The organism is Serratia sp. CY82433 (assembly GCF_052166535.1).
Classification (GTDB): domain Bacteria; phylum Pseudomonadota; class Gammaproteobacteria; order Enterobacterales; family Enterobacteriaceae; genus Serratia; species Serratia sarumanii.
In genome coordinates this window covers 82,518-98,445 of record NZ_JBJNOR010000002.1, presented here as the reverse complement: position 1 = coordinate 98,445, position 15,928 = coordinate 82,518, and the positions used below count along the sequence as shown (strand labels likewise).

Annotated in this window: 11 protein-coding genes; 6 read left to right on the top strand and 5 right to left on the bottom strand. The window is 60.4% G+C overall.

Annotated features, from left to right (window positions below):
- Positions 1-26 precede the first annotated feature (26 nt).
- The 5 genes from rlmD to eno all read left to right on the top strand — a co-directional run bounded on the left by rlmD (position 27) and on the right by eno (position 7,877).
- Complete coding sequence (rlmD, locus tag ACJ8PI_RS14055; RefSeq protein WP_033652930.1) at positions 27-1,376, top strand: 23S rRNA (uracil(1939)-C(5))-methyltransferase RlmD; 1,350 nt, start codon at positions 27-29, stop codon at positions 1,374-1,376.
- Between the two features lie 9 nt (positions 1,377-1,385).
- The gene (gene relA, locus ACJ8PI_RS14050; RefSeq protein ID WP_033637137.1) at positions 1,386-3,617 is read left to right on the top strand and encodes a GTP diphosphokinase; all 2,232 of its coding nucleotides are present in this window, start codon (positions 1,386-1,388) and stop codon (positions 3,615-3,617) included.
- A 102-nt stretch (positions 3,618-3,719) separates the two neighbouring features.
- Positions 3,720-4,514 (top strand): nucleoside triphosphate pyrophosphohydrolase, encoded by a 795-nt coding sequence (gene mazG, locus ACJ8PI_RS14045; RefSeq protein ID WP_060452769.1) that lies wholly within the window; start codon positions 3,720-3,722, stop codon positions 4,512-4,514.
- Positions 4,515-4,862: 348 nt separating this feature from the next.
- Positions 4,863-6,500 carry a glutamine hydrolyzing CTP synthase gene (gene pyrG, locus ACJ8PI_RS14040; protein WP_033637139.1) on the top strand — a complete coding sequence of 546 codons (1,638 nt, stop codon included), beginning with the start codon at positions 4,863-4,865 and terminating at the stop codon, positions 6,498-6,500.
- Between the two features lie 81 nt (positions 6,501-6,581).
- Entirely contained in the window at positions 6,582-7,877 is a 1,296-nt protein-coding gene (gene eno, locus ACJ8PI_RS14035; RefSeq protein WP_033637140.1) for a phosphopyruvate hydratase, read from the top strand.
- A gap of 116 nt (positions 7,878-7,993) precedes the next feature.
- On the opposite strand, the gene ACJ8PI_RS14030 is transcribed toward eno, so the two are convergent.
- From ACJ8PI_RS14030 to ACJ8PI_RS14015, 4 genes are all read right to left on the bottom strand, one after another.
- Complete coding sequence (locus tag ACJ8PI_RS14030; RefSeq protein ID WP_033652933.1) at positions 7,994-9,388, bottom strand: amino acid permease; 1,395 nt, start codon at positions 9,386-9,388, stop codon at positions 7,994-7,996.
- A gap of 102 nt (positions 9,389-9,490) precedes the next feature.
- Complete coding sequence (hutH, locus tag ACJ8PI_RS14025; RefSeq protein ID WP_033637148.1) at positions 9,491-11,026, bottom strand: histidine ammonia-lyase; 1,536 nt, start codon at positions 11,024-11,026, stop codon at positions 9,491-9,493.
- Positions 11,023-12,714, bottom strand: coding sequence for a urocanate hydratase (hutU, locus tag ACJ8PI_RS14020; protein ID WP_025159649.1), 1,692 nt, complete (start codon positions 12,712-12,714; stop codon positions 11,023-11,025). Before hutU ends, hutH begins: the two co-directional genes overlap by 4 nt.
- A gap of 379 nt (positions 12,715-13,093) precedes the next feature.
- Positions 13,094-14,434 carry an MFS transporter gene (locus ACJ8PI_RS14015; RefSeq protein ID WP_033637149.1) on the bottom strand — a complete coding sequence of 447 codons (1,341 nt, stop codon included), beginning with the start codon at positions 14,432-14,434 and terminating at the stop codon, positions 13,094-13,096.
- 326 nt (positions 14,435-14,760) lie between these two features.
- On the opposite strand from ACJ8PI_RS14015, the gene queE reads away from it, so the two are divergent.
- Complete coding sequence (queE, locus tag ACJ8PI_RS14010; protein ID WP_041033308.1) at positions 14,761-15,432, top strand: 7-carboxy-7-deazaguanine synthase QueE; 672 nt, start codon at positions 14,761-14,763, stop codon at positions 15,430-15,432.
- Between the two features lie 29 nt (positions 15,433-15,461).
- On the opposite strand, the gene queD is transcribed toward queE, so the two are convergent.
- Complete coding sequence (queD, locus tag ACJ8PI_RS14005) at positions 15,462-15,821, bottom strand: 6-carboxytetrahydropterin synthase QueD (RefSeq protein ID WP_004932638.1); 360 nt, start codon at positions 15,819-15,821, stop codon at positions 15,462-15,464.
- Between the last annotated feature and the right edge of the window lie 107 nt (positions 15,822-15,928).

Sequence of the window (15,928 nt, the reverse complement as noted above, 5' to 3'; positions counted from 1 at the left end):
AATGAACCAGCACACAATCGACAAATATGGCGCAATTCTACTCTCCCAAACGCCGCGTGACGACCCGGCAGAGCTCACAAATCTTCACCGTGACGGTGAGCGATCTCGACCCTTTCGGCCAGGGCGTGGCGCGCCACGACGGCAAAGCGGTGTTCGTGCCGGGCGTATTGCCGGGCGAGCAGGCGGAAATCCAGCTGACCGAAGATAAGCGCCAGTTCGCCAAAGGCAAGCTCAAGCGCCTGCTGAGCCGCAGCCCACAGCGGGTGGCGCCGCGCTGCCCGCATTTCGGCGTGTGCGGCGGCTGCCAGCAGCAGCATGCGGATGAGGCGCTGCAACAGCAGAGCAAGGCGGCGGCGCTGGTGCGCATGATCGCCCGCGAAACCGGGGTGACCCCGCAGCAGGAGCCGGTGATCGCCGGCCCGGAATACGGCTATCGCCGTCGCGCCCGCCTGAGCCTGGCGTGGCAGCCCAAGCCGCAGCGCCTGATGATGGGCTTTCGACAGGCGGCCTCCAGCGAGCTGGTGGCGGTGGAGCACTGCCCGGTGCTGCGGCCGGAGTTGGAACGGCTGCTGGCGCCGGTGCGCGCCTGCCTGAGCGGGCTGCAGGCGGTACGGCGGCTGGGGCATGTAGAGCTGGTGCTGGCGGATAACGGCCCGCTGCTGGTGCTGCGCCATCTCGACGCGCTGAAAGAGGCGGATCGGCAGGCGCTGTTGGCGTTTGGCGAGCGGGAAAACCTCGCCGTTTACCTGGCGCCGGACAGCGATCGCGTGGAAAAACTGTGCGGTGACACGCCGTATTATCAGGTTGACGGGCTACGCTTAGACTTCAGTCCGCGCGACTTTATTCAGGTCAATGACGCCGTAAACCAACAAATGGTGGCGCAGGCCCTTGAATGGCTCGACATTCAACCCAATGATCGGGTGCTGGACCTGTTCTGCGGCATGGGCAATTTTACCCTGCCGCTGGCGCGCCGCGCCGCTGCGGTGGTGGGCATCGAAGGTGTTGCCACGCTGGTAGCGAATGGGCAATATAATGCACATAAGAATAAGCTGAATAATGCATCGTTCTTCCACGAGAATCTGGAGGACGACGTTGCGCGGCAACCTTGGGCAGCACAAGGGTTTGATAAGGTGATGCTGGATCCCGCCCGCGCCGGTGCGGCCGGGGTGATGTCACACATTGTAAAACTGGCGCCGGCGCGGGTGGTGTATGTTTCCTGTAACCCCACCACGCTGGCTCGCGACAGCAAAGTGCTGTTGAGCGCCGGTTATCGTCTTGCGCGCGTGCGGATGTTGGATATGTTTCCGCACACGGGGCATCTTGAATCAATGGCGCTGTTTATCAACGAGCGCGCGCCAGAGGTCGCTGCAAAGTAGGGAGAAGTTATGGTTGCGGTAAGAAGTGCACATCTGAATACGGCGGGTGAGTTCGCTCTCGATGAGTGGATAGCCGGCTTGGGGCTACCTAACCCGCAGTCATGTGAGCGATTGGCCGCAACCTGGCGTTATTGTGAGCAGCAGACCCAGAATCACCCCGACGCCTCGCTGCTGCTGTGGCGTGGTCTGGAGATGGTGGAAATCCTCTCGACGCTGAGCATGGATAACGACAGCATGCGCGCAGCGCTGCTGTTCCCGCTGGTGGATGCCGGCATCGTGCAGGAAGAGACCCTGACCGAAGCGTTCGGCAAGGGCATTGTCGCGCTGGTGCACGGCGTGCGCGACATGGACGCCATTCGCCAACTGAAAGCCACCCAAAACGACTCGATGGCCTCCGAACAGGTCGACAACGTGCGCCGCATGCTGTTGGCGATGGTGGAGGATTTCCGCTGCGTGGTCATCAAGCTGGCGGAGCGCATCGCTCACCTGCGCGAGGTGAAAGACGCGCCGGAAGACGAGCGCGTGCTGGCGGCGAAAGAGTGTTCCAACATCTACGCCCCGCTGGCCAACCGGCTCGGCATCGGCCAGCTGAAGTGGGAACTGGAAGATTTCTGCTTCCGCTACCTGCATCCGGAAGAATACAAGCGCATCGCCAAGCTGTTGCATGAGCGCCGCATCGATCGCGAACAGTTCATCGACGATTTCGTTGCCGGGCTGCGCGCCGAAATGGCCAGCGAAGGCATTCGGGTGGAGATCTACGGCCGGCCGAAACACATCTACAGCATCTGGCGCAAGATGCAGAAAAAGCACCTGGCGTTCGACGAACTGTTCGACGTGCGCGCGGTGCGCATCGTGGCGGAGCGCCTGCAGGATTGCTATGCGGCGTTGGGTATCGTGCATACCCACTTCCGCCATCTGCCGGACGAGTTCGACGACTACGTCGCCAACCCGAAACCCAACGGCTACCAGTCGATCCACACCGTGGTGCTGGGGCCGCGCGGCAAAACCGTCGAGATTCAGATCCGCACGCGGCAAATGCATGAAGACGCCGAGCTGGGCGTAGCCGCGCACTGGAAGTACAAAGAGGGCGCGGGCGTGACCGTGCGCTCCGGCTACGAAGAACGCATCGCCTGGCTGCGCAAGCTCATCGCCTGGCAGGAAGAAATGGCGGACTCCGGCGAGATGCTCGACGAAGTGCGCAGCCAGGTGTTCGACGATCGGGTGTATGTGTTTACGCCGAAAGGCGACGTGGTGGATCTGCCGGCCGGCTCCACGCCGCTCGATTTCGCTTACCACATTCACAGCGACGTCGGTCACCGCTGTATCGGCGCCAAGATCGGCGGCCGCATCGTGCCGTTTACCTATCAGCTGAAGATGGGCGATCAGATTGAGATCATCACCCAGAAGCAGCCGAACCCGAGCCGCGACTGGCTGAACCCGAACCTGGGCTATGTCACCACCAGCCGCGGGCGCTCGAAGATCCATAACTGGTTCCGCAAGCAGGATCGCGACAAGAACATCCTCGCCGGTCGTCAGATGCTGGACAACGAACTGGAGCATCTCGGCATCAGCCTGAAAGAGGCCGAGAAGCTGTTGATCCCGCGCTACAACATGAACTCGCTGGACGAGGTGTTGGCGGCGATCGGCGGTGGGGACATTCGCCTGAACCAGATGGTGAATTACCTGCAGGGCAAGTTCAACAAGCCGAGCGCCGAAGAGCAGGATCGCGAGGCGCTGCGCCAGCTGGTGCAGCAGAAAGCGCCGCCGCCGGCCCGCAACAAGGACAATGGCCGGGTGGTGGTGGAGGGCGTGGGCAACCTGATGCACCACATCGCCCGCTGCTGCCAGCCGATCCCGGGCGACGACATCGTCGGCTTTATCACCCAGGGGCGCGGTATTTCGATCCACCGGGCGGACTGCGATCAGCTGGTCGATCTGCAATCGCACGCGCCGGAGCGCATCGTCGACGCGGTATGGGGTGAAAGCTACTCCAGCGGTTATTCGCTGGTGGTGCGCGTGATGGCCAACGATCGCAGCGGGCTGCTGCGCGACATTACCACCATTCTGGCCAACGAAAAGGTCAACGTACTGGGCGTCGCCAGCCGCAGCGACACCAAGAAGCAGTTGGCCACCATCGACATGGATATCGAAATCTACAACCAGCAGGTGCTGAGCCGGGTGCTGGCGAAGCTGAACCAGCTGCCGGACGTGATAGACGCCAAGCGTCTGCACGGCAACTAAGCCCACATCGCCTTTCGGGCCGTATCGATAGCGGATGCGGCCCGAAATCCATGAATTCGGCGGGCGCTCCCCTGCGCCCCCATGCTTTCTCAGAGATTTTTTATGACCCAATCCACTCCGCTGCAGCGTCTGCTGAACATCATGAAAACGCTGCGCGACCCGCAGATCGGTTGCTCGTGGGACCGCAAGCAAACCTTCGCCACCATTGCGCCTTATACGCTGGAAGAGACTTACGAAGTGCTGGACGCCATCGAGCGGCAGGACTATGCCGATTTGCGCGACGAGCTGGGCGACTTGCTGTTTCAGGTGGTGTTTTACGCCCAGATGGGGCAGGAGCAGGGGCTGTTCGATTTCGATGAGGTGTGCACCGCCATCAGCGACAAGCTGGAGCGGCGTCACCCGCACATTTTCGGCGACGCCGAGGGCGGAGACAGCGAAGCCGTGGCGGCGCGCTGGGAGCAGCTGAAGGCTGGCGAGCGCGCCGAAAAAGCGCTGCACTCGGTGCTGGACGACATTCCGCAGGCGCTGCCGGCGTTGATGAAAGCGCACAAGATCCAGAAACGCTGTGCCTCGGTCGGCTTCGACTGGAACACCCTGGGGCCGGTACTGGACAAAGTGTACGAAGAGATCGACGAAGTGATGCACGAAGCCCGCCAGGCGGTGGTCGACGAGAGCAAGCTGGAAGAGGAGATCGGCGATCTGCTGTTCGCCACGGTGAACCTGTCGCGCCATTTAGGCCACAAGGCGGAGAACGCGCTGCAGGCGGCGAACCGCAAGTTCGAGCGCCGCTTCCGCCAGGTGGAAGAGATTGTCCAGCAAAGCGGGCTGCGGCTTGAAGACGCCACGCTCGAGCAGATGGAAGACGCCTGGCAACAGGTGAAACGTCAGGAAAGCTGAATCGCCGCGACAATGTTGATCGCCGACAAGGTTCGCCCGAGCTGAAACGGTTAAGCTTTCAGTCAGGTCACAGGCGCATGGCTGCCGGCGGCGGCAAAAGGGCAACAAACTGAAATCTAAGGCGTTTTATCGCTCCTGAGGGGCGGTAAAAAGAAATTTTCTCTGCTAACTCTTTGTTTTACCTGGAGGGTTTATGCGGCGCCGGCGGAGTAAACCCTGATGAACACGGGAGGGCGGCCGAGATGATGGACAGCAAAACGATCGTTTGTAGGTCAGGAGAGGTTCGGGTATACTACTTTCCCGTCCTGGTTCTTCCATCGTCTTTAAACCTAAACTCTCAGGTTCAGCATGACAACTAATTATATTTTTGTGACCGGCGGGGTCGTATCCTCTCTGGGTAAAGGCATTGCCGCAGCCTCTCTGGCGGCTATTCTTGAAGCCCGTGGCCTCAACGTTACCATCATGAAACTGGACCCGTACATCAACGTGGATCCGGGCACCATGAGCCCGATTCAGCATGGGGAAGTTTTCGTCACCGAAGACGGCGCAGAAACCGATCTGGATTTGGGTCACTACGAGCGCTTCATCCGCACCAAAATGTCGCGTCGCAACAACTTCACCACCGGCCGCATCTACTCCGACGTGCTGCGTAAAGAACGCCGCGGCGACTATCTGGGTGCGACCGTGCAGGTCATTCCGCACATCACCAACGCGATCAAAGAGCGCATCATCGAAGGTGGCGAAGGCCACGATGTGGTGCTGGTGGAAATCGGCGGCACCGTCGGCGATATCGAATCGCTGCCGTTCCTCGAAGCTATCCGTCAGATGGCGGTGGAAGTGGGCCGCGAGCACACTCTGTATATGCACCTGACGCTGGTGCCGTACATGGCGGCGGCCGGCGAAGTGAAAACCAAGCCGACCCAGCATTCCGTAAAAGAGCTGCTTTCCATCGGTATTCAGCCTGATGTGCTGATTTGCCGTTCCGATCGCGCAGTTCCTGCTAACGAACGCGCTAAAATCGCGCTTTTCTGCAACGTGCCAGAAAAAGCGGTTATCTCTCTGAAAGACGTTGATTCTATTTATAAAATCCCAGGCCTATTGAAATCTCAGGGGCTGGACGATTATATTTGTAAACGATTCAGCTTGAACGCACCGGAAGCCAACCTGGCCGAATGGGAACAGGTGATCTACGAAGAAGCCAATCCGGGCGGCGAAGTGACCATCGGCATGGTCGGCAAATACGTTGAGCTGCCGGACGCCTACAAGTCGGTGATCGAAGCGCTGAAGCACGGCGGGCTGAAAAACCGTCTGACCGTGAACATCAAGCTGATCGACTCGCAGGACGTGGAAACCCGCGGCGTGGAAGTGCTGAAAGGGCTGGACGCGATCCTGATCCCGGGCGGCTTCGGTTACCGCGGCGTGGAAGGCAAAGTGATGACCGCACGCTATGCGCGCGAGAACAACATTCCTTACCTGGGCATTTGCCTGGGCATGCAGGTGGCGCTGATGGAGTTCGCTCGCAACGTGGCGGGCATGGAAAACGCCAACTCCACCGAGTTTATGCCAGACTGTAAGTACCCGGTGGTGGCGTTGATCACCGAATGGCGCGACGAAGACGGCAACGTCGAAGTGCGCAGCGAAGAAAGCGATTTGGGCGGCACGATGCGCGTAGGTGGCCAACAGTGCAACCTGATCGACAACAGCCTGGTGCGTCAGCTGTATGGCGAACCGACCATTGTCGAGCGTCACCGTCACCGTTACGAAGTTAACAACATGCTGTTGAAGCAGATCGAAGCCGCAGGGCTGCGTGTCGCCGGTCGTTCCGCCGACAACAAGCTGGTCGAGATCATTGAACTGCCGAATCACCCGTGGTTTGTAGCCTGTCAGTTCCACCCGGAATTTACGTCTACGCCGCGTGATGGGCATCCGCTGTTCGCCGGCTTCGTGAAAGCCGCAGGCGAGCATCAGAAGCGCCAGGTGAAATAAAATATTTGGTAGGCGGCGCGCGGTGAGAACCGCGCGCTGTTTGTCTGGAGTTTTAGTTTAACTTGTACTGAGGAAAACCTAATGTCCAAAATCGTTAAAGTCATCGGTCGTGAAATCATCGACTCCCGCGGTAACCCGACTGTTGAAGCCGAAGTTCATCTGGAAGGCGGTTTCGTCGGCCTGGCTGCTGCGCCGTCAGGTGCTTCTACCGGTTCCCGCGAAGCGCTGGAACTGCGTGACGGTGACAAGTCTCGTTTCCTGGGTAAAGGCGTACTGAAAGCCGTTGCTGCAGTAAACGGTCCGATTGCTCAGGCAGTACTGGGTAAAGATGCCAAAGACCAGGCGAACATCGACAAGATCATGATCGAGCTGGACGGCACCGAAAACAAATCCAACTTCGGCGCCAACGCCATTCTGGCGGTTTCCCTGGCAGCAGCGAAAGCGGCTGCAGCCTCTAAAGGTATGCCGCTGTACGAGCACATCGCTGAACTGAACGGCACCCCAGGCAAATTCTCCATGCCACTGCCGATGATGAACATCATCAACGGCGGCGAGCACGCTGACAACAACGTCGACATTCAGGAATTCATGATTCAGCCGGTTGGCGCGAAAACCCTGAAAGAAGCGGTGCGCATCGGTTCTGAAGTGTTCCACCACCTGGCGAAAGTTCTGAAAGCCAAAGGCATGAACACCGCCGTGGGCGACGAAGGCGGCTACGCGCCAAACCTGGGTTCCAACGCCGAAGCGCTGGCGGTTATCGCTGAAGCGGTAAAAGCGGCGGGCTACGAGCTGGGCAAAGACGTCACTCTGGCGATGGACTGCGCGGCTTCCGAATTCTACAAAGACGGTAAATACGTGCTGGCCGGCGAAGGCAACAAAGCCTTCACTTCCGAAGAGTTCACTCACTTCCTGGAAGATCTGACCAAACAGTACCCAATCGTGTCTATCGAAGACGGCCTGGATGAATCCGACTGGGCGGGCTTCGCTTACCAGACCAAAGTTCTGGGCGACAAAATCCAGCTGGTGGGCGACGATCTGTTTGTTACCAACACCAAGATCCTGAAAGAAGGAATCGAGAAAGGCATCGCTAACTCCATCCTGATCAAATTCAACCAGATCGGTTCTCTGACCGAAACTCTGGCGGCTATCAAGATGGCGAAAGACGCCGGCTACACCGCGGTGATCTCTCACCGTTCCGGTGAAACCGAAGACGCGACCATCGCCGACCTGGCGGTAGGGACTGCGGCTGGCCAGATCAAAACCGGTTCCATGAGCCGTTCTGACCGCGTTGCCAAGTACAACCAACTGATCCGTATCGAAGAAGCGCTGGGTGACCGTGCGCCATTCAACGGCCTGAAAGAAGTTAAAGGCCAGTAAGTTCGACCGATTCGGTTGCTAAATAAAAACCCGCTGCGGCGGGTTTTTTTATGGCCAGCGTTTGGCCAAAAGCGCATTAAAAAACCCGCCGCAGCGGGTTTTATCAGAAGCGAGCGTTACATCTGTTGCGTTGCCGCGGTCACCGGTGAACCCCCGCCTTTCTTGCGCACCCACAGCCAGTAAGCCACGGTGAGTAAAGCGATCCACACCAGCCCGACGTACAGCGCGATGCGGCTCTCTTCGAAGTAACCGAGCAGGCCGATGACGAATGCCATAAATGCGGTCGCCAATGCCGGCGCCACCGGCCACCATGGCACCGGGAAGCTCAACTGACGAGTTTCTTCCGGCGACAGCGTGCGGCGCATGACGATCTGCGACAGCAGGATCATCAGCCACACCCAGACGGTGGCGAAGGTGGCGATCGAGGCGATGATCATGAAGACCTTCTCCGGGATCAGGTAGTTGAGCACCACCGCCAGCAGCAGGGCGACCGACATCACCAGCACCGTCATCCACGGCACGCCGCTGGCGGTCAGTTTGGTGAAGCTGCGCGGCGCCTGGCCGTCCTGCGCCATGCCGTACATCATGCGGCCGGCGCCGAAGATGTCGCTGTTGATGGCCGAGATGGCGGCGGTGATCACCACCACGTTCAGCACGTTGGCGGCGGAGCTGATGCCGAGGTTGCTGAAGATCTCAACGAACGGGCTGCCGTTCTGGCCGATGCTGTTCCACGGGTAGATCGCCATCAGCACCGTCAGCGTCAGCACGTAAAACAGCAGGATGCGCACTGGCACGGCGTTGATCGCTTTCGGCAGCACTTTGGCAGGGTCTTTCGCCTCGCTGGCGGTAATGCCGATGATCTCGATGCCGCCGAAGGCGAACATCACCACCGCCAATGACGCGACCACGCCGCCGATGCCGTTAGGCATAAAGCCGCCGTGCTGCCACAGGTTACTGATACCGGTAGCGTGCTGGGCTTGGCCGAAGCCGAACAGCATCACCGCCGCGCCGCCGACGATCATCGCCACGATGGCGGCGACCTTGACCAGCGACAGCCAGAATTCCAGCTCGCCGAACACCTTGACGCTGCACAAATTGAGCGCGCCGATAAACAGAATGATGCTGAGCACCCAGACCCACTGGGCGACGTCCGGGAACCACAGCCCCATATAAATGCCGAAGGCGGTGACGTCTGCCAGGGCGACGATCACCATTTCGAAGGTGTAGGTCCAACCGGTGAGGAACCCGGCCAGCGGGCCGAGATAGTGGCTGGCGTAGTGGCCGAACGAGCCGGAAACCGGCTGGTGCACCGCCATTTCACCCAGCGCGCGCATCACCATGAACACCGCCGCGCCGCCCACCAGGTAGGCCAGCAGCACGGCCGGGCCGGCCAGCTGGATGGCGCCGGCGGAGCCGTAGAACAGGCCGGTGCCGATCGCCGAGCCGAGAGCCATGAAACGGATGTGCCGCGCGTTTAGTCCGCGTCTGAGTTGTGTTGTTTCGTTACGCATGTTGCTTCCCGTTAAGTGTTTGCCGAACAGGCACGCGCTGCCCGCGCCGGGTGGAACGCACCCGGCGGGGCAGAACAAACTGCGTGATTCAGTGTGTGATGATTATGCCTGGCTAGGCAGCAGCGCCGCAGGCAGCAGCGATGTCAGGTGACCGGCCGCCAAGAGTTGGCTGGCGGCTTCAATGTCGGGGGCGAAGAAACGATCCTTGTCGTAGAAACTGACATGCTCGCGCAGCAGGCGGCGCGCCTGCTCCAGACCTTCCGAGGTCTTCAGGCCGTTGCGGAAATCCAGGCCCTGGCAGGCGGCCAGCCATTCGACCGCCAGAATGCCGCGCACGTTGTCCGCCATGATCCACAGGCGGCGACCGGCGGCCGGCGCCATGGAAACGTGGTCTTCCTGGTTGGCGGAGGTCGGAATGCTGTCGACGCTCGACGGGTGCGCCAGCGCTTTGTTTTCGCTGGCCAGCGCCGCGGCGGTCACCTGGGCGATCATGAAGCCGGAGTTCACGCCGCCGTTTTCCACCAGGAACGGTGGCAGTTGCGACATGTGCTTGTCCATCATCAGCGAGATGCGGCGCTCGGACAGCGAACCGATTTCGGCGAACGCCAGCGCCAGGTTATCGGCGGCCATCGCCACCGGCTCGGCGTGGAAGTTGCCGCCGGACAGCACGTCGCCCTGTTCGGCGAACACCAGCGGGTTATCCGAGACGGCGTTGGCTTCAATTTCCAGCACCTCGGCGGCCTGGCGGATCTGCGTCAGGCAGGCGCCCATCACCTGCGGCTGGCAGCGCAGGGAGTAAGGATCCTGCACTTTTTCGCAGTTGCGATGCGAGTCGGAGACTTCGCTGCGCGCGCCGAGCAGGTGGCGGTAGGCGAGGGCGGCGTCGATCTGGCCGCGCTGGCCGCGCACCTCGTGGATGCGCGCATCGAACGGGCTGCGAGAGCCCAGCGCCGCTTCCACCGTCAGGCTGCCCGCCACGGTCGCGGCGGCGAACAGATCTTCGGCATCGAACAGGCCGCGCAGTGCGAAGGCGGCGGAGACTTGGGTGCCGTTCAGCAGCGCCAGGCCCTCTTTCGCCGCCAGCGTCAGCGGTTTCAGGCCGGCCTTGGCCAGCGCTTCGGTCGCCGGCAGCCATTGGCCCTGATGGCGCGCCTGGCCTTCGCCCAGCAGCACCAGGCTCATGTGCGCCAGCGGCGCCAGGTCGCCGGAGGCGCCGACGGAGCCTTTCAGCGGAATATGCGGATAAACTTCGGCGTTGACCAGCGCGATCAGCGCCTGAATGACTTCCAGACGAATGCCGGAGAAGCCGCGCGACAGGCTGTTGATCTTCAGCACCATGATCAGGCGCACCAGGTTGTCGTCGGTCGGCTCGCCCACGCCGGCGGCGTGCGACAGCACGATCGAACGCTGCAGGTTTTCCAGATCGTCGCGGGCGATGCGCGTCGAAGCCAGCAGGCCAAACCCGGTATTGATGCCGTAAGTGGTGCGGTTTTCTTCAACGATGCGTTCCACGCAGGCCACGCTCTGCTGGATTGGCGCGTAGGCGTTGTCGTCCAGCGTCAGCGTCACCGGGTGTTGATAGACGTCGCGTAGCTGGGCCAGCGTCAGTTTGCCCGGGCGAATAGTCAGCGCTTTCATGCTTTTTCTCCTTGGGTCGCGGCAACCATCGGCAGATTCAGGCCTTGCTCACGGGCGCAGTCGATAGCGATATCGTAACCGGCGTCGGCGTGACGCATGACCCCGGTAGCCGGGTCATTGTGCAGGACGCGGGCGATGCGCTCGGCGGCTTCGTCGGTGCCGTCGCAGACGATCACCATGCCGGAGTGTTGGGAGAAGCCCATGCCGACGCCGCCGCCGTGGTGCAGGGAAACCCAGGTGGCGCCGCTGGCGGTGTTCAGCAGGGCGTTGAGCAACGGCCAGTCGGAAACCGCATCGGAGCCGTCTTTCATCGCTTCGGTTTCACGGTTCGGGCTGGAAACGGAGCCGGAATCTAGGTGATCGCGGCCGATGACGATCGGGGCGGACAGTTCGCCGCGGCGCACCATTTCGTTGAACGCCAGGCCCAGCTTGGCGCGCTGGCCGAGGCCAACCCAGCAGATGCGCGCCGGCAGGCCCTGGAAGCTGATGCGCTCGCGCGCCATGTCCAGCCAGCGGTGCAGGTGTTCGTCATCCGGGATCAGCTCTTTCACCATGGCGTCGGTTTTGTAGATGTCCTGCGGATCGCCGGACAGCGCCGCCCAGCGGAATGGCCCGATGCCGCGGCAGAACAGCGGACGGATGTAGGCCGGCACGAAGCCCGGGAAGTCGAAGGCGTTGTCGACGCCGGTTTCTTTCGCCATCTGGCGGATGTTGTTGCCGTAGTCGAAGGTCGGCACGCCCATCTGCTGGAAGGCCAGCATGGCTTTGACGTGATCGGCCATCGACTGCTTGGCGGCGGCGACCACTTTGGCCGGCTCGGTCTGGGCGCGCTGGCGATATTCTTCCCAGCTCCAACCTTTCGGCAGGTAGCCGTTCAGCGGATCGTGGGCGCTGGTCTGATCGGTGACCATGTCCGGGCGCACGCCGCGGCGAACCAGCTCAGGCAGGATTTCCGCCGCGTTGCCGCACAGGGCGATGGAGATGGCTTTGCCTTCCGAGGTGTATTTTTTGATGCGTGCCAGCGCGTCGTCCAAATCTTTAGCCTGCTCATCGACGTAGCGGGTTTTCAGGCGGAAATCGATGCGGCTCTGCTGACATTCGATGTTCAGCGAGCAGGCGCCCGCCAGCGTCGCGGCCAGCGGCTGCGCGCCACCCATGCCGCCCAGGCCGGCGGTCAGCACCCAGCGGCCCTGCAGGCTGCCGTCGTAATGCTGGCGGCCCGCTTCGACGAAGGTCTCATAGGTGCCCTGAACGATGCCCTGGCTGCCGATGTAGATCCAACTGCCGGCGGTCATCTGGCCGTACATGGCCAGGCCTTTGGCGTCCAGCTCGTTGAAGTGTTCCCAGGTTGCCCAGTGGGGCACCAGGTTGGAGTTGGCGATCAGCACACGCGGCGCGTTGCTGTGGGTTTTGAAGACGCCGACCGGCTTGCCGGACTGCACCAGCAGGGTTTCGTCTTCCTCCAGCGTTTTCAGCGTTTCGACGATCTTGTCGTAGCAATCCCAGTCGCGCGCGGCGCGGCCGATGCCGCCGTACACCACCAGCTCGTGTGGGTTCTCCGCAACTTCAGGATCGAGGTTGTTCATCAGCATGCGTAACGGCGCTTCGGTCAGCCAGCTTTTTGCGTTTAATTGTGTGCCGCGTGGCGCGCGTACATCGACATTGCGAACTTTGTTATTTGTAGTCACAGCAGTTTCCTCAAACAGTATCGGTGCAGATTCCATGCCGCGGTGGGGGATGAGTACCACGGCATAACAATGCGTAGGGTTTATTAACATATACTTGTATGTACAAGCATATGCAACACTGACCAGTTGCCGCTTAAAAGTGGCATAAGAAAAAGTTATTTTCTTTTTATATCAGTTTGATATGCGATTTTTTATCGCCGGCTTCATGTATGGAAAACCGGAGAAAAGTGAGCTGTTCGGCAAAAATGAATTAAAAATGACTCATTTTTGGGCGGCTAGTCACAATATTTTTACAGACTGATTACAGTTGCGGCCAGAGGATAAACAAACCCTATCGCCGCAGGGAAAAAGCCCGCCGTCGGTGGCGGGCTTGCCAGGGTCAGGCCGCCGGTTGTAGCGTCGGTTTGCGGCTCATTTTGCATACCGTGGCGATGGCGGCGATCAGCGCCGGCACGCACAGGAACATCAGGATGCTCTGCACCTCCCACTGCATCGCCAGCAGTTGGGCGCCCATCATGGTGCCGGCGACGCCGCCGAAGCGGCCGATGCCCTGCATCCAGGCGATGCCGGTGGCGCGGCTGTGGGTGGGGTAGAAGGTGGCCGCCAGCGTTTGCAGCCCGGACTGCGCGCCGTTCATGGTGACGCCCATCAGGAAGATGAAGGCGCCCAGCAGCACGATGTGTTTGTCCTCGGTCGCCATCGCCACGATCAGCAGGGCAGTGGCGACAAAGCCGCTCGAGACCACCTTATGCGCGTTCCAGCGATCCATCAGCCAGCCGGCCACCAGGATGCCAAGCGTGCCGCCGAAGGTGAACAGCGAGGTGAGCATCGCCGATTGCTCCAGCTGGTAACCCAGCCCCTGCATCAGGATCGGCATCCAGCTCAGCAACACGTAGTAGATTACCAGCCCCATAAAGTAGGTCAGCCACAGCATCAGCGTGCCGAGCAGGTAAGGGCGGCTGAACAGCAGGCCGACGCTGGTCTTGGTGTGCGTCAGCTTCTCTTCGTACAGGTAAAAACGCGTCACGCCGTCCAGGCTCTGGCTGACGAAGCGCTGTGCGATGCGCTTGATCTTCGCCGCATCCTGCCCGCGGTTGACCATGTATTTGACTGATTCCGGCAGCAGCAGGATCAGCAAAACCGTCAACGCCAGCGGCGCAATGGCGCCGAGCAGCAGCACGCTGTGCCAGCCGTAGCTCGGGATCAGCCACGATGAAATGGCGCCGCCGCCGGCCGCGCCCAGCGGAAAACCGCAATACATGGTGTTGATCGCCAGCGAACGGCAGCGCTGCGGCGCGTATTCGGAGATCAGCGTGATGGCGTTGGGCATCGCCGCTCCCAGCCCGAGGCCGGTGAGAAAGCGCCACAGCGTCAGGCTGTTGAGCGAGCCGGCGTAGGCGGTGGCCAGGCTCGACAGGCCGAAGAACAGACAGGAAAACACCAGCACGCGCTTGCGGCCGATGCGATCGGAGATTGGCCCGGCGATCAGCGCGCCGAGCGACAGCCCCAGCAGCGCGGCGCTCAGCACCGGCCCCAGATCCTGTTTGACGATGCCCCAGTCTTTGGCGACCGAGGGGGCGATATAGCCCATGGCGGCGGTATCGAAACCGTCGATGGCGAGGATCAGGAATCCGAGAATGATCAGGGTCCAGTGAAACAGCGAAAACTTGCTGTCGTCGATGGCCTGCTGAATGTTCAACTCGCTGGTGGAATGAGTCATGGCACCCTCTAAACGCAGATGTAGTCGTGATGGATGGAACGTGGCCGAAACTGACGCTCGGCTTGTGTTTGCTTGTATATACATCTGCGCGTCGGCGCTTTATGTCAAATATATTTATCTTATGCGTTAAATAAATGTTGTTTTTGCGAAGCAGGTTACACCGTGAATGAAAGGCCAAAGCCCGACTCACAAATTAAATGAACGCCGTGGGTGGTGAGATATGCTGGCGGCGGCGCGGAGAATAAAATTTAATACAATGTTGGCCGTTTGGTCGCCGGGCTGGAATCTGCGATAATCGCTTTTTACTTTTCCAGATTGAGAAACCGATGCAGTACCCGATCAATGAGATGTTCCAAACCTTGCAGGGCGAAGGCTTTTTCACCGGCGTGCCGGCCATTTTTATCCGCTTGCAGGGCTGCCCGGTAGGGTGCAGTTGGTGCGACACCAAACATACCTGGGAAAAGGAAGCCAATCGGGAAGTCGACCTGCAACGGATCCTGGTCAAAACAGAAGAGAGCGACGCCTGGGGCAACGCCAGCGCCGAGCAGCTGTTGGCGGTGATGCGCCAACAAGGTTACACCGCGCGCCATGTGGTGATCACCGGCGGCGAACCCTGCATCTACGATCTGGCGCCGCTGACCGAGCTGTTCGAACAGCATGGTTATGGCTGCCAGATTGAGACCAGCGGCACCCACGAGGTGCGCTGTTCCGCCAACACCTGGGTGACGGTTTCGCCGAAGGTGAATATGCGCGGCGGCATGAAGGTGCTGGATCAGGCGCTGCGGCGCGCCGACGAGGTGAAGCATCCGGTGGCGCGCGAGCGCGACATCGAGGCGCTGGACGCGCTGTTGGCGACGCTGCAGGACGACAAGGCACGGATTATTGCGCTGCAGCCGATCAGCCAGAAAGAAGAGGCGACCCGCCTGTGCATCGAAACCTGCATCGCGCGCAACTGGCGGCTGTCGATGCAGACCCACAAGTATCTGAACATCGCCTAAAATCAGGGCGCCCTTGGGCGCCCTTTCTTTTAACCTTTATATACGCATCCCGCAGTACAGGTCTCTTTCACCATCACCGCAGTCAGTTCCGGCAACTGGGGCTTGAGCTGCTGCCAAATCCAGGCGGCGAGCACTTCGCTGGTGGGATTTTCCAATCCTGGAATATCGTTCAGATAATGGTGATCCAGCCGCTCCCAGATCGGGGAAAACACAGCCTTGAGCTCGGCGAAATCCATCACCCAACCGGTGTGGGGATCCACTTCACCGGTCACTTCCAGACGCACCATAAACGAATGCCCATGCAGACGGCCACACTTATGGCCCTCCGGCACGTGGGGCAAACGGTGTGCGGCTTCAAACTGAAAATCTTTAAACAGCGTGGTTGCCATTATTACGGCCTCATTGACTCAAAAACCGCCGCATAGTACCGGAAAGCGCGTCTGCTTGCCATTTATACCGTTATGGTCTAGCGCCGCGATAACCGCGCCCGGTTAAC

What these genes read in the sequence shown, in the direction of transcription:
- rlmD (WP_033652930.1), top strand. Translation starts at nt 27, where the DNA reads ATGGCGCAATTCTACTCTCCCAAACGCCGCGTGACGACCCGGCAGAGC.
- relA (WP_033637137.1), top strand. Translation starts at nt 1,386, where the DNA reads ATGGTTGCGGTAAGAAGTGCACATCTGAATACGGCGGGTGAGTTCGCT.
- mazG (WP_060452769.1), top strand. Translation starts at nt 3,720, where the DNA reads ATGACCCAATCCACTCCGCTGCAGCGTCTGCTGAACATCATGAAAACG.
- pyrG (WP_033637139.1), top strand. Translation starts at nt 4,863, where the DNA reads ATGACAACTAATTATATTTTTGTGACCGGCGGGGTCGTATCCTCTCTG.
- eno (WP_033637140.1), top strand. Translation starts at nt 6,582, where the DNA reads ATGTCCAAAATCGTTAAAGTCATCGGTCGTGAAATCATCGACTCCCGC.
- ACJ8PI_RS14030 (WP_033652933.1), bottom strand. Translation starts at nt 9,388, where the DNA reads ATGCGTAACGAAACAACACAACTCAGACGCGGACTAAACGCGCGGCAC.
- hutH (WP_033637148.1), bottom strand. Translation starts at nt 11,026, where the DNA reads ATGAAAGCGCTGACTATTCGCCCGGGCAAACTGACGCTGGCCCAGCTA.
- ACJ8PI_RS14015 (WP_033637149.1), bottom strand. Translation starts at nt 14,434, where the DNA reads ATGACTCATTCCACCAGCGAGTTGAACATTCAGCAGGCCATCGACGAC.
- queE (WP_041033308.1), top strand. Translation starts at nt 14,761, where the DNA reads ATGCAGTACCCGATCAATGAGATGTTCCAAACCTTGCAGGGCGAAGGC.
- queD (WP_004932638.1), bottom strand. Translation starts at nt 15,821, where the DNA reads ATGGCAACCACGCTGTTTAAAGATTTTCAGTTTGAAGCCGCACACCGT.